Here is a 19,813-nt window from a genome sequence, read left to right as displayed (position 1 = left end):
ATATATCCTACCTGTTTTACTTTTTCAATATACTAGTTTTCTATTAATAATTTCGTTTTAAAATTAAAGTTTGAATTTTTAAAATAGATCAAAATATTTTTTAATTCCATTTGCAATACCAGTAGCGAGTTTTTCTTTGTACGATTTTTGAGCTAACTTATTTGCTTCACTCTTGTTATCAATAAATCCTACCTCTACAAGTGCACTTGCCATTTTGGACTCTCTGTTTACATGTAAATTGCCTTCTTTTACGCCCCGATTATTAGCTTTTGTTTGTCCTACCATCTCAGCTTGTAATTTTTCTGCCAACGTTTTACTCTTCGTTGGTTCCGGCCCACTATTCATCATCCATGTCTCAATCCCGTTTCCTCCACCTGAATTCACATGAATACTTACAAATATATCTGCTTTAATGGCATTTGCTTGACTTGTTCGATCTGATAAGCTCGGATACGTATCACCAGTTCTTGACATAACTACTATATAACCTGCCGCTTCAAGTTTATCTCTTACACTACGAGATATATCTAGTGTGATGTCTTTTTCACGTAGTCCATTTCCAACTGCTCCTGGGTCACTTCCTCCATGTCCTGCATCAATATATACTACTTTTGGATTCCCGACATGATTTTTATGAATGAATCCTGTAACAGTCTTTCCATTAAGATTTACTGTTACTTCATTCCAGTGAGTATTAAAATTCTTATATTTTATTACTGTTCCTTTTGAAAATGTTGTTAAAGCTTGTGATTTCGTTGATGGTATTGTACGTATATACGTTGTTTGCTTAAGCGCGACTCCTTGAGAGTTCTTTTGGGTTTTATCCGCATTTTCAACATGGTTTATATGCACATATCCTTTTTTATTTCCATCTGAAACTTCATACCAATAAGTTGTAAAAGTTTTATAATTTAAGATAGATCCAATTGACATTTTAAACGCAACGCTAGATTTTGTAGATGCTGTAGAACGGATATTCGTTGGTGACTTTAAAGCTACTCCTCTTAATGTCTCTTGGTTAATCTTTGCATTTTCTGTATGTTTTCGATGGATATATCCAGTCTGTAATTTACCACCAACATTGACACGAATCTTATACCAATGTGCATTATGAACTTGATATTCTAATATTGTTCCTATCGAATATGTTGTTAATTGTTTGGATTTTGTTGAAGGTTCAGTCCTAATCACAGTAGGAGATTTTTTTGCTACTCCTTGAAGATTAACACCTTCAACATTTTTAATATGATTTCGATGTACATATCCATTAACTTTTTTACCATTAATAGTTAATGTAACTTCATACCAGTAGGTAGTAAATGGCTTGATTTCCTCAATTGACTCTTCATCAAACTTGGCTATTATATTTGCTTTCGTTGAAGCTCTTGATCTTATATTTGTTGGAGATTTAAGCGCGAGACCAAAAAAGCTTTTTTGATTAACAACAGCATTTTCAACGTGATTTTTATGAATATATCCGACAATCTTCCCATCAGTAACTTCATACCAATAAGTAGAAAAAGATTTATATTCTAAAACTGATCCAATTGGGATAGCCTTAATTACTTTTGATTTAGTTGAGGCTCTCTCCCTAATATTTGTCGGAGAATTAAGTGCAACTCCACGAATATTTTCTTGCTTATTCGGAACATTTTCTACATGTTTTTTATGAATATATCCCGTGACTTTTTTACCATTTACCGTAGTAGAGATTTCATACCAAAAAGTTGAAAATTCTTTAAAACTTATAACAGCCCCGACTGGCAATGATGTAACAATGCTAGATTTTGTAGATGCTCTGCTTCTCACATTCGTTAGGGAGTTTAATGCTATCCCTCGGAGTGTAATCTGATTTTCTATACTATTTTCAACATGATTTTTATGAACATATCCTTTTTTACTTCCTACTGTAACTTCATACCAATAATCATTGTATGACTTATATTCAAACACTGTTCCAACAGGAAAAGTAGTAAGAACTTTAGATTTTGTTGATGGTTCAGTTCTAATATTCGTAGGAGATTTAAGAGCAATTCCACGATACGTTTTCTGATTTTTAACTTGTATCACTTGGGTTTTAGCAGGCTTTTTACTTTTATCCTCTACATCTATTTTTTCTTCAGGTTGGTCCTTAACTAAGTCTTTTTCATCCTCTTGTACAGTATCGTCTTCCACAATATCTTCTAATTCCTTATCGGGAATCTCTATTTCGCTTTGTTCTTCATTAAAGTCTTCGTCAATTACTTCTTCAGTATTTGGGTCTTCCTTATCTTCATCTTTTGACTCTTTATAGACATCTTCTTCTATTTCTTCTGCTGTTACTATGTAACTATTACTCACATATCCCTCAAATGATTGTTCATTAGCATCTGTATAGCTTACCAAAGAAAATTCATCCTGTTTCATAATTAATAACGCTTGTGAATTATTAGGTATCTTTGTTAAAGCGGTCTCTTCTGTTTCGTTATTATACAGATAAATTTCATCACTCTCTGAAAACAAGAAAATTTCTTCCTGTAAGTTCGCAAAAGAATTAGTTGGTAAAAAAGACATAATGCCTAAAGTCAAGGAGAATAATAAGGTTATTATACCTATATTTTTCATTTCAGCTCATTCACCTCCTCCTTATTATCCAGTATATTACTCCTAATATAAATTGTAAAATGATAGATATTGTCTATATTTATCGTTTGAACTACTTACAAAAGTACTAGATAAAAATATAAAAACTATAAATCTATTAAATTAGAGACTGTCCACTTAATAAAAATGGTATAAAATGTCGTAATTACGAATAACAGATTAATAGATACGTTTGAAACTCTATTCGATTATATATTTTTATTAATTTGCCCTATATTTTGTTGACAAGTGGTTGCTAAGTTCAATATAAAACTTATAAACTATCCATTTATCGGAAGAAAATTCCTTCGCTTTCTTCATTGTTATATAGTATAATAGAATATTGATTGAATACTCTTTTTCGGAGGTTTTACGAATGAAAAAAGTAATCACGTATGGAACGTTTGACCTGATCCATACTGGACATATTAATATATTGCGACGAGCAAAAGAACTTGGTGATTATTTGATTGTTGCTATATCTTCTGATGAATTTAATGAAGCCAAAGGAAAAAAAGCTTATTATGCCTTCGAGCAGCGAAAAGCCGTTATAGAAGCCATCCGCTATGTGGATGAAGTCATTCCTGAGCATACATGGGAACAAAAGATTGAGGATATAAAAAATAATGGTGTAGACGTGTTTGTCATGGGAGATGACTGGGAAGGAAAGTTTGATTTCTTAAAAGAACACTGTGAAGTTGTATATCTGCCTCGAACGGTAGGAATTTCAACGACACAAATTAAAAAAGATTTAAATAAGATGAATCATGGGTAGAGAGTTAGCAATTAGTATCTATTTAACTATCTTTCGTATATTATTCTCCTTCTTTAATCGCTTTTCACTTAAAGAAAAAACAACGTTTGTTGCTTCCTTTGGCGGGAATATTAATGTTACGTTAGATGAGTTAGAGCAGCAAGTTCCCAATCAAGAAATAGTTGTCATGAAAACTGCGAATTGTAATACGAAGTTTTCAACAAACGGCGGTATCATTCTGCAGTTTGAAAATAAACTACTTGATTTTATTAAATCGGTCTATCATTTAGCAACTTCAACTCATATTATTATCGATAATTACTACGGTTTCTTAGCAGCCACCAACTTTAAGCCAGAAGTGAAATGTATTCAACTATGGCATGCGGCTGGGGCGATTAAACAATTTGGATTAGAAGATTTAACAAATGGTAGCCGTTCAGAACGTGCATTACAACGTTTTCAAAAAGTATACAATACGTTTGATCATATCGTTGTTGGTTCGGATGAAATGGTTCAAATTTTTAAAAACAGTTTCGGACTGCCTGAGGAACGTTTTATGCGTACAGGTATTCCTCGAACAGACTTCTTTTTTGATGATATACAGAGAAAAAAAGCAGAAAATAAATTAATCAAAGATTTTCCGATAATTAAAACTAAAAAAGTGATCTTATATGCGCCAACATATCGGGATGATGAATTGAACGATGCAAAATTAGCTATTGATCTGGATAAGATGTATGAACAATTTAAATATGAATATGTATTATTTTTGCGGCTGCATCCATCGGTAAACAGTGAATTTAAAAACAAATATCCTGGATTTATTTATAATGTTTCCAGTTATTCTAATATTAATGATTTATTATTAGGTACAGATATATTAATAACTGATTATTCTTCTATTCCGTTTGAATTTTCATTGCTCCATAAACCGATGATTTTTTATGCGTATGATTTAGAAGAATACGCTCAAAAAAGAGGAATATGGACAGATTATATAGCGAGAGTACCAGGGCCGGTTGTAGAAACCACGCAAGAACTTATCCAAGTTATTAAGGATCAAGATTTTGACTTAGATAAAGTTCAGGAATTTACAAAAGAGTGGAATCGATATTCTGTTGGAAACTCTAGTGAAAAGTTAATTATGGCGTTATACGATCTTGTACCAAGCGAACAAGAAGAAAGAATCCGTGAGCATGTATGATTGCCCACGGATTTTTTGTTCATTAAGTCTTAATGCGACACTTACACCTTTCGTTATCGGAACCCTTTCTCCCCACATTCCAGACAATAATAATCAATTATAAAAGAATAAAGATGTAAATTTTCCCAATGTATTCCTACTTTCTCTCTCTTTTACGTCTAGCTTATTATTTCTCTTGTCCATTTACTGCTGTATCTTTTTTAATGCGCAATAATTTTAACACGCCATCAACAAGCGGTCTTTTTCCCCCAGCAACCAAACCTGCAATTTCCGCAAGAATATGTATTAAAAATAATACGATACAGGTAACCAGTAATGAAATAGCGAGGGATGCTTCAGCAAAAACGATAGCTAGTATACCAAATAAAAGGCTAAAAGCGTACATAATTAGGACAGATTGCCGGTGAGTGAAACCAACTCGTAATAACTGATAATGGATATGTTTGTTATCTGGTTTCATAATTTGTTGCTTGTTTGAGGCGCGACGAATGATTGCAAATAACGTATCAAAGATCGGGACAGCGAGTACGATAATTGGGATAATAAAGCTGAATAATGCTATATTCTTGAACAAACCGAGCATGGAAATTACAGCAATCATATACCCTAGAAAATTTGACCCTGTATCCCCCATATAAATTTTAGCCGGATAAAAATTATGATACAAAAATCCTAGATTTGCTCCAATAATGACAACTGCCAAATAGGCTGCAAAAACTTGTAAATCAATAATCGCCATAAATAACATACTGAAAATTGCGATAGTCGATACACCAGTGGCTAAACCATCTAAGCCGTCAATTAAATTAATTGCGTTCGTTATCCCTACAACCCAAAGAACTGTTATTAATACACTGAACACGCCTAAATCAACCATTCCAATAAATGGGAGTGTGATCCGTTCAATAATTAAACCGGAAGAGATTAAAAAAGAGGCTGCAATTAATTGGCCTGACAGCTTAATTATCGGCCTAATATCATAGCGGTCATCTAAAATACCTGTAATAACTATGACAATAGCCCCTAAGGAAATTTCAAGTAAATGAACATGCTCCGGTTGTAGATAAAGCAAGCCTAATGCTGCTCCAAGAAAAATGGCTAACCCGCCAATCCGTGGAGTAGCCTTTTTATGTATTTTTCGTTGATTGGGAAAGTCAACGATATTAAATTTATACGCAATTTTTTTCACTAAAAAAGTGAGAAAAAAAGTTGAAATGAGCGCAATAAACGATGCAATCATTAAATCAACATAATTGATCATATAATTCTCCTTAGCTGAGAAATTCTTGAACATTCAAAAATGGACAGGACTAGGTAAATTATAGCGAATTTCTGTTGAATCATGCAAATAATTGTTTTATTTAGTTTATTAATTGGGTTACGCTAATCTCAGCTCACCTTTTTTCAATTTCTACATATGTTTATAAGTATGACTTATAGTGAAGGAGCACATGTAATATGATATCAAATGTGACGAAATTGAAATTCATTGCCTTAGCGGCAAAGTATGGAGTGCAAGTAGAGCACTTTGTTCCGGGTGAAGTAGTTATTAGTATTGCAACATGGAGGAGACACAAAACAAATTTTTTTCAGCTAATGGATGATTTACGTAATGATCCAAATATCTATTCGATTACGTTTGATGAAACTACCGGATTTGTTTATATTTCATATGATCATTCTTCGTTAAATAATAAAGCAACAATCAATAATTGGCTTCATATTTTTAAAAGATATTCGTTTTAACAAACGGATATCTTTTTTACATTAAATACCAGTCATTTAGACATATGATGTTTTCATTATTCTTATTAACTTTCATTTATTCGCTAGTCTATTAGGCATCTACTATATCACTTCTTCTAACAAAATAAAGGCTCTTTTTACTATACTTATCCATTAATTCATCGGACTTTTTAATTATAGAATCTCCTTAACTCCTTTAATATCAAGCTTTTAAAATAAACTAGCTTGGTGTTTAGAAGGGGTAAGGCAAACATGAGAGATTGAATAGTTAGACCGATTGACGAAGGTACTATTCAATTTTAAGATTACGATGAGTGACTATCTTTGAAAGGAATGATAGGTTTAGATGGAGAAAAGTAAAAAGAATCGTTTGTTAAAACGGGCACTATTTATTACGGTTGTTCTATTATTGATATGGTCACCTATTTCCTCTAGTTCCCTCATACATACAGATAAAGTTCATGCAGAAACTGCAGAGTACTCTAACATAATTACTAATAACTCTGAGGGAAAAAGCGAGGACAGTACTCCCTTCTCGGTAATGGAAAATATGCCGGAAGTGGATAAGTCAGAACTACAAAGCTTATTAGATGAAATTAGAGCTGAAAAATTAAATCAAGAAGACTATACGCAAGAGAGCTGGAACCGTTTTATTCTAGCGATTGAACAAGCTGAGAGTGCTTTAAAAGATGATGAGATCAGTCAATTTCAGATTGATATTGCAGTCATCAACTTAAATTTAGCCAGAAATGGTCTGCTCATTCCAATACCGCCAATTGAAATTTTACCAATTGTTGATAAGGCGGAATTACAACAATATGTTAATCAGATGAAAGCATTAAATCACACATTGTATACAAAAGACAGCTGGTCAAGATTAGAATTAGTTATTAAAGAAGCAGAGGAAGTATTAGCGGATAAGAGAGCAACCCAATTACAGATTCAACTAGCATATGTGAAAATAAATAGAGCATATAACGGATTAGAAAAACTGGACGGTACGTTGCCAATTATAGGTGATAAATCGGAATTGGAAGCTTTTCTCAAAGAAATATATGAGGAAAACTTGAACAAGGAGGATTACACAGAGGAAAGTTGGAGTTCATTTTCGAAAGCGATGAATACAGCGGAACTTGTAATCGCCTATGAATATGCGACACAAGATCAAGTTAATCGAGCATTAGCTCAATTAAAAAAAGCATATGAAGGGTTAGTAGAAAATTTCCCTATCAGACCTCCGGTAGAACCAATTGTAGATAAGTCTGAGTTAGAAGAGTTGATTGATCATATTTATGCAGAGGACCTTGATGCGGATCAGTATACGACAGATAGCTGGGAAGCATTTCAAGAAGCTTTTTCAAAAGCGGAAGAGGTATACAGTAAAATAACTGCATCTCAGGGAGAAGTCGATACTGCTCTAGAAGATTTGCAAACTGCTTATGATAATTTGGAGTTAGCAGAAGACGAAGAAGATCCTATCGATTTGACCCCTAAGGATCAAGAAAAACCAACTCCTGAAGCTCCAAAAACAGACCCGAAAGAACCACTAGCAGAAATCGATATATCAAAACTTGAAACGTACGTAAACGAATTAAAAGACAAAAAATTGGATGAAAACCTATATACAGAAGATAGTTGGAAGTCTTTTCAAAATGCACTCGCGAATGCTGAAAACATTTTGGAGACGGATGAAGCTACCCAAGATGATGTTGATACAGCTTTAGCTCATTTAAAAGAAGCATATGAAAGTCTTGAATTGATGAAAGAAGAAGATGTCAAAGGCGAAGAAGAAGACCCCGAATCTGGTGCATCTGGAACTGGATCTGGCGACTCAGGTGATGGTGATGATAAGAAAGGCGGTAACCTTCCAAAGACAGCAACAAACAGCTGGAATTACGTTTTTGCCGGAATTATTTCTGTCATCCTTGGCTTCGGTGTTCATGCAGCGTATCGCTTTAGGAAAGTAATATAAAGAATGTAAAAAGTGAACTGCTCCCTGTCAAGTAGACAGTGGAATAATAAAATGTGCTTAAGCGGCCTTAGCCCTAAATTCCATGGGGCTAAGGCCGTTTAATCTTTCTTGTAATCGTTCGTAATTGAAAAAATATATGTATTCATCTATTGCCTTTACGAGTTCTTCAAAAGTATCATATTTATTTAAATAATATTTTTCGCATTTTATTGTTCCCCAAAATGCCTCTATTGGTCCATTATCAATACACTTTCCGACCCTTGACATACTTTGTGTCATCTTTGCTTCATCAATTTTCCGTTTAAATGGATAAGAAGTATACTGATATCCACGATCACTATGGATTAATGGCTTTGTTGCCGATAATGTTTGGATGGCATTATCCAATGTTTCAAATACAAGTTGATTATTATTTGAATGACCAACTACATAGCTGACAATAGTGTTATCATATAAGTCCAAAATAGCACTTAAATAGGCTTTCTTTGAATGACCATATTTAAATTCAGTAACATCTGTTACCCATTTCTGATTTGGCTTTTCTGCTGTAAAGTCTCTATTTAGCGTGTTTTCCGCAACATGTTGCGGAGTAGATTTTACATATCGATTCTTTTTTCTTCTAATAACAGATTCTATGCCTGCGATTTTCATAATCCTTCGGATTCTCTTTTTGTTATAGCTATTTTTAAATAAACGATTTATATACAGCGTCATTCTACGATAACCCAAAATCCCATCATGTTTTTTATGCAACTCTTTAATTTCTTCAAGAATTTTTTCGTTCAATCGTTCTTCCGGAGAAGGTATTCGTTTATCCCATTTATAGTACGCTGAACGTGCAATAACGGCTATTTCACATAATAAAGATATATTAAACCCTTCATTTTCATTTAGTTCTTTGATTGCTAAATACTTATGTTCTTGACGAACTTTACTTAAGACCGCCTCCTTTCTATTTCCTCCAACTTTTTTAAAAATGCATTCTCCGCTCTTAATCGTTCATTTTCTTTTGCGATTCTCTTTATTTCCAATTTCATTTTCTCTTCTGGAGTTAACTCTTCTTCTGTTTTATTTCTTCCGCGTCTGTCCTTTAATGCATCTATACCGCCAGATTCATACTTTCTAACCCATTGATAAACTTGTTGGTAGGACACTTTATATTTAACAGCTGTTTCCTGGTAATTCTTGTCCACAGATAAGCAATAGTAAACAATATCAATTCTCTCTTTCCACGAAGTGGATCTTCCTTTAGTCATAGAATGATTCCGTCCTTTCCCGGCACTCTTAATCTCTCTATGACCATTATACTTCTTAATCCAATCCCTCAAAACTTTAGCATCCGAAATTTCATATTTTCTAACCACTTGTCTTAAAGAATAATTACCAGATTCATAATCTTTTATGGCAGCTAATTTTAATTCTTTAGAGTATTTATTCCAGGTGTTAGATTCCTTTAATCCTTCTATCCCATACCTTTCATACTTATATTTCCAGTCCTTAATTGAACTAGGATACACATTATAAAGATCGTATAATTCACTTAAAGAATGATTCCCCGATTCATAAGCATTTAATATTTCAACTTTTTCTTTTAAAGAACGGCTTCTTTTATTTGACATAAAAAGCTCCCCTATAAGTAACCAGATTTTATTTATTTAAAATCAGTCTACCTACAGGGGAGCATATCAAATCCTCACAAATGGGACTTTTTTTCTTTTAAAAAACTTAAAGAATCAACATTTCTCAAACAAGCTATATGTTTGCAAAGACTTCTAACATAACTTGCGCGACTTTCACGCTAATTGCGCGACTTCAACTCGAATTGAGCGACTTCTGACGCGATTGCGCGACTTTTACCCCGAATTGCGCGACTTCAATCCGAATTGAGCGACTTCCGACGTGATTGCGCGACTTTTAACTTGACTCGCGCGACTTCCGAAGTGATCGAGCGACTTTCACCCCGAATTGCGCAACTTTCACGCTAATTGAGCGACTTCTACCTCGACTCGCGCAACTTTCACGCTAATTGCGCGACTTTTACCTCGAATTGAGTGACTTCCAACGTGATTGCGCGACTTTTAACTTGACTCGCGCGACTTCCGAAGTGATTGCGCGACTTTCACCCCGAATTGCACGACTTCAACTCGAATTGAGCGATTCCGCTAAAATGTATTTATAAAAAAATTATAATAGCGGATGAAAAAATTAATAGCAATAAATATTCACGATACTGAGTTCAAACTAATGGGTTTAATCGTATTTTTTAAAAATGCTTTTTAATCAATTCAGCAACTCCATTTTCTTCATTTGAAGTGGTTATATCATCAGCCATTTCTTTAATAAAGTCATTACCATTTTCCATAGCAACCCCTAAACCTGCCCAATTTATCATTTCTGCATCATTATCGTAATCTCCGGCTGCCACTACTTCTCTTTGCTTAACTCCAAGCCTTTTACAAATATCAATTAAAGCTGTTTTTTTACTTACTCCCGCTAAATTTATATCGAATCTTCTTTTCCCTGTTCGTGTTACATTCAATTCTGACCAATTGCTTATATCTTGATAGAGCTTTTCTATCAGATCTGTGTCTTCATCAATAATTGTTGCTTTAAATAAAGCTGGGTGATCTGCTTTAGTTACAAAATCTGAGAGATTACCTACCTCTTCCAAGCTGAAATGGGCAAGTTGATCTCTATAATTCGTTTCTGTTAATTCCTTTGCTTCGTCCATCACCACATTTGCAATCGCCCATCTTTGATTCATATCATTCGTTTTCTCAACATATAAAACATTATATCCGTAAAAATGAACATACACATTATTCTTTTGAGCAAAATCTGCTATCTTTTTTGCAACTTTGGATGGTAGAGGACTTGTTTCTATTGATTCTCCATTTACTGGTTCTAAAATTACCGCTCCATTCAAAGCAACTAAAGGGCTTGTTAAATTTAATGATTGTCCATGTAACCAAACTGATGCGGGAAACCTTCCCGTTGCAATAGTTACTTTTATGTCTTTCTTTAATAAATTATTTATTTCCTGTCTTACTTCTTCAGTAATGACTTTTTTATTATTTAAAAGAGTCCCATCCATATCCAATGCAAGTAATTTATACATTTATATCCACCTTTTCTTAATTGTCAAATGACTATAAAAACAACTCTTCTGTTTCCATTGGTAAAAACACTCGATTACCAAAGGCTTCTTCAGCTTGTTCTTTCATTAGTTGAAAGTCGCCATCATGAGGTAAATGTGTTAAAATCAATTGCTTTACATTCGCCTTTTTAGCAATTTGTCCCGCTTCTGTAGCATCCATATGGCCGGTTCCAACCGTATGAATACTACCGGGACAAATGGTTGCCTCACAAATAAATATGTCGGCACCTTGTGCAAAGTCAATTAAACTTTCGTCATAAGCTGTATCTGCTGAGTAAACAAACACTTTATCTTTATATGTGAACTTTACCGCATAGCAAGGAATTGTATGGGTAACAGATTTAAATTCAATTTTTAGGCCTGCCGTATAAATAGTTCTACTCTCATCTATAGGCAGAAATTCAGTTTCTTCACTTTGAATTGCCTTCCAATTACTTGCAGGTTCTGTTGGAGCATACACCTTTAATTTATTTTTCATTTTTTCCGTTCTAAGCGCACCTACAGCAGCATATTGTAAAATCCCTATATCGGCTGTATGGTCAAAATGTAAATGAGAAAGAATTACAGCATTAAGATTCTCCACTTTAGTGTGCAACGATAATTTACTCATTACCCCGCTTCCGCAATCTAGTAATATCTGTCCTTCCTCAGTAGTTATTAAATAGCCTGCAGTAGCTCCGCCTTGTGATGGATATCCACCCCAATAGCCTAAAATTTTAATTTTCATTTTTAATCAATCCTATTTTAAATTAGTTATCTAACCAAATTCCTTCGACAAATTTAATGCCAATTTTATCATCAACTTTATATTTTTCTTTTGCATCAGTGATCATTCTAACTACTTGGCCTTTCGTCTCAATATGGAATTCTACCCGATCTCCTTGATAAAGCCTTCTTACTATCTTTCCAATTAAGTGCGACGAGTTATCGATGACAATATGGTGAGGTCTGACACATAATTTACCTTCCTTTTGTTGGATGTCTTTTGTATTTACATCCATTTCAACTCCTAAAACTTTGATCGTCATCGAAGAACCTTCTGTCTTAATATGGTGACAATCAAGAAGATTTGCTGAACCAATAAACTTAGCAACAAAAGAATCGGCAGGATCATTATAGATTTCCTCTGGTGTACCAATCTGTTTTATATTTCCATGATCCATTATAATAACTCGATCAGACATTGTCATGGCTTCAATTTGGTCATGGGTTACATTAATAATCGTTACATCTAACTTACGTTGAATTTCTTTAATTTCACTTCTCATTGACTCTCTTAAAGCAGCATCTAAGTTTGAAAGTGGTTCGTCAAGTAATAATAATTGCGGTTCCATTACTAACGCTCTAGCTAGAGCAACCCTTTGTTGCTGTCCACCAGACAATTCATGGACGAAACTATTTTCATACTTTTCTAAATGAACTAATTTTAATACCTCTCTTGTTCTTCTAGCTAATTCGCTTTTATTAACTTTTCGAATTTTCAGAGGGTAAGAGACGTTCTTAAAAACATCCATATGCGGCCAGACTGCATACGATTGAAAAACCATCCCTATCTCTCTTTTTTCTGGTTCTAAAAAGTGATTTTTTTCCTTATTTACAAGCTCTTGATCACCAACTTTAATAATTCCTGTAGTAGGCTCAACAAACCCTGCTATCATTCTTAATGTTGTTGTTTTTCCGCATCCTGAAGGTCCTACAATTGTGATTAGCTCATTCTGATTTATTTTCGCATTGAAATTATTAACTACAGTTTTATTTCCGTATTTTTTTGTAATATTATCAAAAATTAATGTACTCATCTTTTTCCTCCTAGCACTCTTAAATTCCGACCCGTCCTCTTGAAACAATTCGAACTACTAAATTTAATATAATGGTAAATGACAATAGTAAGATAGCTAATGCCGCAGTTAAAGTAACCTTTCCTTCCATCTGGGTCGAGAATACTGATACCCCTATTGTTTCATTTCCTACAGACCATAATAATGCGGAAAGCGAAATTTCTCCCAGTGCAGGGATCATGACTAAAAAGAAGGCACTATACAAACTTGGTCTGAGTAAAGGGAACATTACGTCAGCAAAGGATCTTGCTCGCGACGCACCTGATATCCTACTGGCTTCTTCCAATGACGGATCGATTTGGCCAATTGCACCAGAAAGGGTAGTCACACCTAAATTCATAAATCTAGCAATATATGCAACCAATAAAATTGCATATGTACTATATAACTTCCAGCCAATAATAGGGAGTGGTTGGGAGAATGCCATAATCATTGCTAAAGCAACAATAGTACCTGGAACTGCATATGGTATCGCTACTAAAGCAGTCATAATTCCAGCGCCTTTAGCCTTACCTCGAATAGTCATATACGCAATAATAAGTCCACAAAACCCTACGATCAAGCCTGCTGTTACAGAGAGTGACAAACTATTAAATAATGATCGCTGAATGTATTCTAATTCAAAAAGTTTAAGGAAATTACTTAATGTTAAATTAGAAATACTTACAGGCAGTCCATAAACTTTAGATAAACTTGTAACTAATATCGCCATCATTGGTGCGATAAATGTAGTTAGAACAACGAAAAGCAAGAAAAGTTGTCCAAGCCAATGCCAAGCTCCTAATTTTGTGTTTTCAGCTGACCCGCTTTTTCCACTAACTACTACATATTTACTTGACTTAGTAAATTTAGAATAAAAATATAAGCCAATTACTCCAACTAAAACAAGTAACATAGATTGAGCAGACGCTATTTGCAAGTTATTAGGTATATCCGTAGATAGAATTGTATAATAAATTTGCGTAGTCATCAGATTTATTTGTTCAGGAGCACCTAAAACAGCCGGAATCCCGAAGTCCGCTAAATTATACATAAATAGAAGTAACATACCACCGAAAATAGCTGGCGCAAGAACCGGAATCGTTACATCTTTTAACGTTCTTAGTGTACTGGCACCTGATATACGTGCTGATTCTTCAACCGACGCATTAATTTTCTTCATAGTAGGTAGAATAATAATATACGGAATAGCAAATCCATAAATGGACATTACAAAGGTCATTCCACCCAAGCTATATATATTTATCAGAGGATCGGTCGCATTAAATAAAGCCATATACCATTTATTTAAAAATCCAACCGGTCCTAATAAATATGTCCATGAAATAGCACCTATAAATGGAGGAATTAAATAAGGAATAACTAGTAATGTTTGCCAAATAGTTTTTCCGGGTAAATCTGTTCTAGACACTAGCCAAGCTAAAATTACTGCTAATATAGTAGAAATTAATGTAGAAGGAATTACTACTATTAAACTATTTAACATACTTTTTACTATTTCAGGGGCATCAAATATATGTAAATAATTTGAAAATGATAACTTACCATCGGTCATAAAGCTCTCGATTACAAGTACAACCGAAGGATAAAAAACTGTAAATGTTAATAAAATAATGATGATCCACCATACTATATTTGGTATGTTAAAAAAGGATGCAGACAGTTTTTTTGATATCTTCTTTTCTGGAGGCATTTGGGACATTATTCTCATCCTTTCTTTACTTTATATAAGCTGTCTTAGAAACCAAACTATTTCTAAGACAGCTTTGAAGTTTTCCAAATTACTCTTTATTAATTAGAACCAAAAATATTACTAAATTCTGACTTTAATTCTTCTCTGTTTTCCTTTATAAAGTCCAGATCTAATGGCATTATCTCAATCTCATCCGCTGCTGGAGCGTTTTCTGGAACTCCTACGTTAGGATTTACCGGAATATAACCTTGTTCTTTGAACATTTCTTGATTTTCCTCAGATAATAAGAAATCCAACACTTTCTTTGAAGCGTCTACCACTTCTGAATCTTTCATAATTCCTACCGGCGTTGGAATGATTGCAGCTCCTTCTTCAGGCCAAACTATCTCAACAGGAGCACCTTCGTTCTTCGCATTTAGAGCCATAAAGTCAACTACTGATACAGCGTGATACTCTCCGCTCGCAATTTTACTAGCTAATGCACCATTTCCTTGTTCGAATTTTAAATCATTATCTTTCAAAGACTGATAGAAATCCCAACCAAGATCATCATTATCAACGATGGTAGCCAATGTTAAAAATGCTGCTCCAGAGTAATCTGGACTTGCCATGGCAATTTTTCCTTTTAAATCTTCACGATATAAGTCTTCCCATGACGTTAACGGCTCACTTACTTGTGCAGTATTATAAGCTAGAACATTGAAAATTTGACGTACTTCGTAATATTTTCCGTTGTTATAAATAAATTTCTCATCAATTTCTTCCGCATTTGGGGATTGGTATTCTTCAAGCAGACCTTCTTCATCTAAAGTATTGAAATAATCAATATCAGCAAACCAAACCATATCTGCATCAATACCTCCAGCCGATCTTTCTGCTTCTAATTTAGCAATTAATTCCTCAGTACCTGTACGGAATATCTCTACTTTAATGTTCGGATTTTGAGCGGTAAATTCATTCATCATTTCCCCAACAAGATCTTGTGACTCTGAGGTATACAGATTGACGGTTACTTTTTCGTCATCCGAAGATTTTCCTTCATTAGTTGATGCTTTTTCACTATCATTATTTGAACACGCTACAACAATAATTGATAAAGCCATAAGTAATAATAACATCGTAAGCCTTTTAATATTTATCATTTTAATTGCCACCTTTTTTCTTTTAGTTTTTAGTTTTTTATATAATACGGCTAATAAAATAAATGCATCCCCCCTTTAAAGAAGCAAACGTAAGTTGTATTGTATAGAGAGGTATTAATGATTAAATTTTTCCTTACTTGTTTCATGAATCTCTAATATTGCTACAACAGTCTTCTATTCAGAAAACTAAAAGATGCTTGCCCTTTTAATCTTATGTCCTCATCACTAATTGAATATTGAGTATCACTTTCTTTTAATCAAGCGAATTTTATCCAATTAAGCGACTCCTTTACTTTAACAATTTATTGTTAATTAATTGTTAATTGATCGTTATTTGATTGTTAATTAAATTTTTCTTCAGACTAACTCGTCTCTCTCTTTTGGATAGATCGTTTTCTTTTTCTTCTGTTTCCCAAATTATAATCTCTTTCCAATTTCTCACCTAGTTTTGCTAAACACCAAGCTATAAGCATTGTAAAAATTATAATTCCGTAAAATCCTGCTCCAATTCCTATTCCAACTCCTCCTGCAAATAAAATCATTGCGGCAGAAGTTAAACCTCTAATTTCAAGTCCATCTTTTAAAATTACACCTGCACCAAGAAAACCAAGACCGGAAACAATTTGAGCAGCTAAACGTAAAGGATCCATTCGGACGAGATGGTTTAATTCTCCATACTTTTCAACACTTTCAACTGATATAATTGTCAATAATGTACATGCAACTGTAACATACATATATGTTTTTACACCTGCGGGTTTCTTTTTATATTCACGATCAAGGCCTATTAAAAATCCTAAAACAGCACTCAATAGTACGCGTATTAAGTACTCAGCATTTTGATCAAGATAACTTACTATTGAAAAGTCACTCACATTGTTGTATCTCCTTTCTTACAGTTTCCTAATAATGTAATTGAAAATTCTGTGATTTTTAATTGATTTATTACTAATTAAGTATATCGGCAGACCATCTAGATTTACGTTTCATCCTCAAATACTCTCTTAATTGTTAAACAGAGTTCCATTATAGATAACCTCTTTCTGTTTAACTCTTTTCATTTGATATTTATACTTTCCCTAGTGCAATTGTAGAGTTTGTCCAAAAACCAACTAAATCTTATGTAACCGCTAACATTTGTGGCATAATTATTAGTTTCAATTTCCGAAATTTCAAGCTGCTATTTAATAATTTGGAGCGAAAATAAATAATTTCATAATTGGTTAGTTCATACAGAGTATAAATAAAAACAATTAGTTACTTTTGTATCAACTCATTACATTTGTAATAATATTACTAACCTTTAGTAAATATGTCAAGATGTTTTGTGTTTTTCATCTATAATCACTTTTTGATTATTTTTTTCAAATTGTAATGTTGTTCGTTAACAGCATTACGATTTGGTCTTTCTTTACGTATGCAACGCCACCCTTTAGTAAAATAAATTTATTTCATATCCGACAAAAGCGGGTAGTAAAAATATTCGTTGAATCACTTGATAATAATGATGACAAAAAAAGAATGCCTAATAGTTAGGGCATTCTTGTAAAGAAGTTATCTTACATTGTTATTATTATTGAACATATCATTGTTTTGTCGATCATCTGGACCCATATTATTATTGTTATTGTTCATTTGATCACGATTTAAATTATCATTCGTATCAAAATTATTATTGTTATTCATATCTTGATTACGATTTAAATCATTATTATCGTTAGCTGGTGCATTATCATCTGGAACTGGTGCATTATTGTTATTATTGTTTCCAGGTGTTCCACAAGCAGTAACAAAAGTAAGTGCCATCATAACGATAAGTACTCTTTTCAACATATAATATCCCTCCCTTACCTCAATTCTTCCTTTTTAGCTTATCCAATTTTTTTCTAGTCATTCTAAAATTAAAAGGAAGATTAAAATAAAGGGAATAGTTTATACTTGTTCAGAATTACTTAATGGCAAACATTATCTCAGCCTCGCAAGCAATTTCACCATTTACTGTTGCAACGCCTTTTCCTTTTCCAATCGCACCTCTCATACGAATAATTTCTACTTCTAATTGCAGCTGATCACCCGGTTTAACTTCTCTTTTAAACCGACATTTATCCACTCCTGCTAAAAAGCCAATTTTTCCTTTATTTTGTTCCATATCAAGTACTGCAATTGCTCCTACTTGTGCCAATGCTTCCAAAATTAATACGCCAGGCATAACAGGATATTCAGGAAAATGGCCAGAAAAAAATGGTTCATTTGCTGAAACGTTTTTTAGACCAACTACTCGTTTTCCTTCTTCCATTTCCGTTACTCGATCAACTAGTAAAAACGGATATCGATGTGGAATGATTTCTTTTATTTTTTGTACATCTAACATATAAAACCCTCTTTTCTTGAATTTTTTTAATAAAATTGCGTCAATAAAAAGAATGCTCCCACTTTTATAAAGTTGGGAGTAGTATAAAATGATTATTCTTTATTCACAATATCAATAATATGTTGCCATGTTTGTTTATCAAGTGCATCTGCTGGAGATCCGTCACCTAAAATGCTATAGCCAACAATTACACCGAGCACTAAACAAAATACAAACAGGATGAGCACAACAATAATTCGTAACCAGATTGGAAATTTTCGGACACGATACTTTTTCTTATTTTTCTTCCTGGATTTTTTAGTTGGTTGTTCGGAAGGTTCTTCCGTCGCTATTGTTGTCTTCTCACTCGTTTCTTTATTCACTAAATCTGTAGCCATCTCGAATTCACCTTTATTTCTCTATTTAACGTTGTATAAAGTTTGTTAAATAGCTAAGAGTAATTATGAGCATGCTCTATTATCGTATTACCTACTCTAATAAATGTAAAACATGCTCATGAATTTTTATCGAAGTTGGTTAACTAACCCTTGCATCTGATCTGCCATTGAAATTGTCCTTGAATTAAATTGATATGAACGTTGCGCATTAATTAATTGTGTCATTTGCTCTTGGATACTTACGTTTGACATTTCTAACGATCCACTCTCAATTAATGAACCATCCAACGGAGCTTGCTGAACAAGACCATTGTCTGTAAAATTTTGTGGAATTCGAAACAAATTATCTCCAACAGCTTCCAAACTACGTGGTCGCTCAATTTGAGCTACAGCGATCGTTCCTGCTAATACATTTTGATCGCCTCGTCTAACAATGACTGCACCATTTCTATCAATTTGTATAGCGTCAAAGTTCCCTTCAAATTGAATAGGTCCGTTTACGCCATTCACTGGATAACCATCTTGAGTTACTAATACAACTTCTGCTCCATTATTTACCGGTTGTAAATAAAATGCGCCATCTCTCGTATAGTGCGTTTCACCATCTACCATTATTTGATAAAAGTGATTTTCATTAAGTAACATCGTATCTAAATCTCGACCCGTCTTTTGCATGGATCCAAGGGATAAATTATTATGAATTGCTCCAAGTCTGGCTCCTGTACCAATCCGAATACCATCTGGAGTGACTCGATTTATCGCATTGTCTGGATTTGACATATTGTTTATTTGTTGAGTTAACAAGTTGGAAAATTCAGCCTGCCTCGATTTATATCCAGTTGTTTGACTGTTAGCTAAATTATGACCAATCATATCCATCTGATGTTGTAATTGGTTCATTGTTACAGCCGCTTGGCCCATTGTGCGAAGTGACATT

17 protein-coding genes are annotated in these 19,813 nt (G+C 33.7%); 4 read left to right on the top strand and 13 right to left on the bottom strand.

What is annotated here, in order from left to right; all coding sequences use genetic code 11:
- Positions 1-78: 78 nt before the first annotated feature.
- A complete protein-coding gene (locus SPD48_RS19155; RefSeq protein WP_336259751.1) occupies positions 79-2,604 on the bottom strand; it encodes an N-acetylmuramoyl-L-alanine amidase in 2,526 nt (841 codons plus the stop codon).
- A 394-nt stretch (positions 2,605-2,998) separates the two neighbouring features.
- Between SPD48_RS19155 and tagD the strand changes: the two genes are divergently transcribed.
- Positions 2,999-3,397, top strand: a complete 399-nt coding sequence (gene tagD / locus SPD48_RS19150; protein WP_336259750.1) for a glycerol-3-phosphate cytidylyltransferase — start codon at positions 2,999-3,001, stop codon at positions 3,395-3,397.
- Positions 3,390-4,580, top strand: coding sequence for a CDP-glycerol glycerophosphotransferase family protein (locus tag SPD48_RS19145; RefSeq protein ID WP_336259749.1), 1,191 nt, complete (start codon positions 3,390-3,392; stop codon positions 4,578-4,580). The genes tagD and SPD48_RS19145 overlap by 8 nt, the downstream gene beginning before the upstream one ends.
- Before the next feature lie 166 nt (positions 4,581-4,746).
- Here the strand turns inward: SPD48_RS19145 and SPD48_RS19140 are convergent, their stop codons facing one another.
- Positions 4,747-5,841: a glycosyltransferase family 4 protein gene (locus SPD48_RS19140; RefSeq protein WP_336259748.1), complete on the bottom strand. Its 1,095-nt coding sequence runs from the start codon at positions 5,839-5,841 to the stop codon at positions 4,747-4,749.
- Between the two features lie 197 nt (positions 5,842-6,038).
- Here SPD48_RS19140 and SPD48_RS19135 point away from each other — a divergent pair, with 197 nt between their 5' ends.
- Entirely contained in the window at positions 6,039-6,326 is a 288-nt protein-coding gene (locus tag SPD48_RS19135; protein WP_336259747.1) for a hypothetical protein, read from the top strand.
- 346 nt (positions 6,327-6,672) lie between these two features.
- Positions 6,673-8,298: a hypothetical protein gene (locus SPD48_RS19130; RefSeq protein ID WP_336259746.1), complete on the top strand. Its 1,626-nt coding sequence runs from the start codon at positions 6,673-6,675 to the stop codon at positions 8,296-8,298.
- A 57-nt stretch (positions 8,299-8,355) separates the two neighbouring features.
- Here the strand turns inward: SPD48_RS19130 and SPD48_RS19125 are convergent.
- From SPD48_RS19125 to SPD48_RS19075, 11 genes are all read right to left on the bottom strand, one after another.
- A protein-coding gene (locus SPD48_RS19125; RefSeq protein ID WP_336259745.1) for an IS3 family transposase occupies positions 8,356-9,917 on the bottom strand; the annotation gives its coding sequence in 2 pieces (ribosomal slippage) (positions 8,356-9,260 and positions 9,260-9,917; 1,563 coding nt in all).
- A gap of 644 nt (positions 9,918-10,561) precedes the next feature.
- Positions 10,562-11,416, bottom strand: a complete 855-nt coding sequence (locus tag SPD48_RS19120; protein ID WP_336259744.1) for a Cof-type HAD-IIB family hydrolase — start codon at positions 11,414-11,416, stop codon at positions 10,562-10,564.
- A gap of 31 nt (positions 11,417-11,447) precedes the next feature.
- Positions 11,448-12,182 (bottom strand): MBL fold metallo-hydrolase, encoded by a 735-nt coding sequence (locus SPD48_RS19115; protein WP_336259743.1) that lies wholly within the window; start codon positions 12,180-12,182, stop codon positions 11,448-11,450.
- A 22-nt stretch (positions 12,183-12,204) separates the two neighbouring features.
- Positions 12,205-13,254: an ABC transporter ATP-binding protein gene (locus SPD48_RS19110; protein WP_336259742.1), complete on the bottom strand. Its 1,050-nt coding sequence runs from the start codon at positions 13,252-13,254 to the stop codon at positions 12,205-12,207.
- A gap of 19 nt (positions 13,255-13,273) precedes the next feature.
- On the bottom strand, positions 13,274-14,995 hold the full coding sequence (locus SPD48_RS19105; RefSeq protein ID WP_336259741.1) for an ABC transporter permease: 1,722 nt from the start codon (positions 14,993-14,995) through the stop codon (positions 13,274-13,276).
- Between the two features lie 89 nt (positions 14,996-15,084).
- Positions 15,085-16,128 carry an ABC transporter substrate-binding protein gene (locus SPD48_RS19100; RefSeq protein ID WP_336259740.1) on the bottom strand — a complete coding sequence of 348 codons (1,044 nt, stop codon included), beginning with the start codon at positions 16,126-16,128 and terminating at the stop codon, positions 15,085-15,087.
- Positions 16,129-16,490: 362 nt separating this feature from the next.
- Entirely contained in the window at positions 16,491-17,003 is a 513-nt protein-coding gene (locus SPD48_RS19095; protein WP_336259739.1) for an MgtC/SapB family protein, read from the bottom strand.
- A 679-nt stretch (positions 17,004-17,682) separates the two neighbouring features.
- On the bottom strand, positions 17,683-17,961 hold the full coding sequence (locus SPD48_RS19090; RefSeq protein WP_336259738.1) for a hypothetical protein: 279 nt from the start codon (positions 17,959-17,961) through the stop codon (positions 17,683-17,685).
- Positions 17,962-18,076: 115 nt separating this feature from the next.
- Entirely contained in the window at positions 18,077-18,499 is a 423-nt protein-coding gene (gene fabZ / locus SPD48_RS19085) for a 3-hydroxyacyl-ACP dehydratase FabZ (protein ID WP_336259737.1), read from the bottom strand.
- A 92-nt stretch (positions 18,500-18,591) separates the two neighbouring features.
- Entirely contained in the window at positions 18,592-18,876 is a 285-nt protein-coding gene (locus SPD48_RS19080) for a DNA-directed RNA polymerase subunit beta (protein WP_336259736.1), read from the bottom strand.
- A 126-nt stretch (positions 18,877-19,002) separates the two neighbouring features.
- Entirely contained in the window at positions 19,003-19,812 is an 810-nt protein-coding gene (locus tag SPD48_RS19075; protein ID WP_336259735.1) for a flagellar hook-basal body protein, read from the bottom strand.
- Position 19,813 lies beyond the last annotated feature (1 nt).

This window comes from Pseudogracilibacillus sp. SE30717A, assembly GCF_037071985.1.
GTDB lineage: Bacteria > Bacillota > Bacilli > Bacillales > Amphibacillaceae > Pseudogracilibacillus.
The sequence above is the reverse complement of the archived record's forward strand: the minus strand, read 5'-3'. Positions and strand labels throughout refer to the sequence as shown.

Coding starts and splice junctions, on each gene's coding strand:
- SPD48_RS19155 (WP_336259751.1), bottom strand. CDS start 2,604: ATGAAAAATATAGGTATAATAACCTTATTATTCTCCTTGACTTTAGGC.
- tagD (WP_336259750.1), top strand. CDS start 2,999: ATGAAAAAAGTAATCACGTATGGAACGTTTGACCTGATCCATACTGGA.
- SPD48_RS19145 (WP_336259749.1), top strand. CDS start 3,390: ATGGGTAGAGAGTTAGCAATTAGTATCTATTTAACTATCTTTCGTATA.
- SPD48_RS19140 (WP_336259748.1), bottom strand. CDS start 5,841: ATGATCAATTATGTTGATTTAATGATTGCATCGTTTATTGCGCTCATT.
- SPD48_RS19135 (WP_336259747.1), top strand. CDS start 6,039: ATGATATCAAATGTGACGAAATTGAAATTCATTGCCTTAGCGGCAAAG.
- SPD48_RS19130 (WP_336259746.1), top strand. CDS start 6,673: ATGGAGAAAAGTAAAAAGAATCGTTTGTTAAAACGGGCACTATTTATT.
- SPD48_RS19120 (WP_336259744.1), bottom strand. CDS start 11,416: ATGTATAAATTACTTGCATTGGATATGGATGGGACTCTTTTAAATAAT.
- SPD48_RS19115 (WP_336259743.1), bottom strand. CDS start 12,182: ATGAAAATTAAAATTTTAGGCTATTGGGGTGGATATCCATCACAAGGC.
- SPD48_RS19110 (WP_336259742.1), bottom strand. CDS start 13,254: ATGAGTACATTAATTTTTGATAATATTACAAAAAAATACGGAAATAAA.
- SPD48_RS19105 (WP_336259741.1), bottom strand. CDS start 14,995: ATGTCCCAAATGCCTCCAGAAAAGAAGATATCAAAAAAACTGTCTGCA.
- SPD48_RS19100 (WP_336259740.1), bottom strand. CDS start 16,128: ATGATAAATATTAAAAGGCTTACGATGTTATTATTACTTATGGCTTTA.
- SPD48_RS19090 (WP_336259738.1), bottom strand. CDS start 17,961: ATGTTGAAAAGAGTACTTATCGTTATGATGGCACTTACTTTTGTTACT.
- fabZ (WP_336259737.1), bottom strand. CDS start 18,499: ATGTTAGATGTACAAAAAATAAAAGAAATCATTCCACATCGATATCCG.
- SPD48_RS19080 (WP_336259736.1), bottom strand. CDS start 18,876: ATGGCTACAGATTTAGTGAATAAAGAAACGAGTGAGAAGACAACAATA.
- SPD48_RS19075 (WP_336259735.1), bottom strand. CDS start 19,812: ATGTCACTTCGCACAATGGGCCAAGCGGCTGTAACAATGAACCAATTA.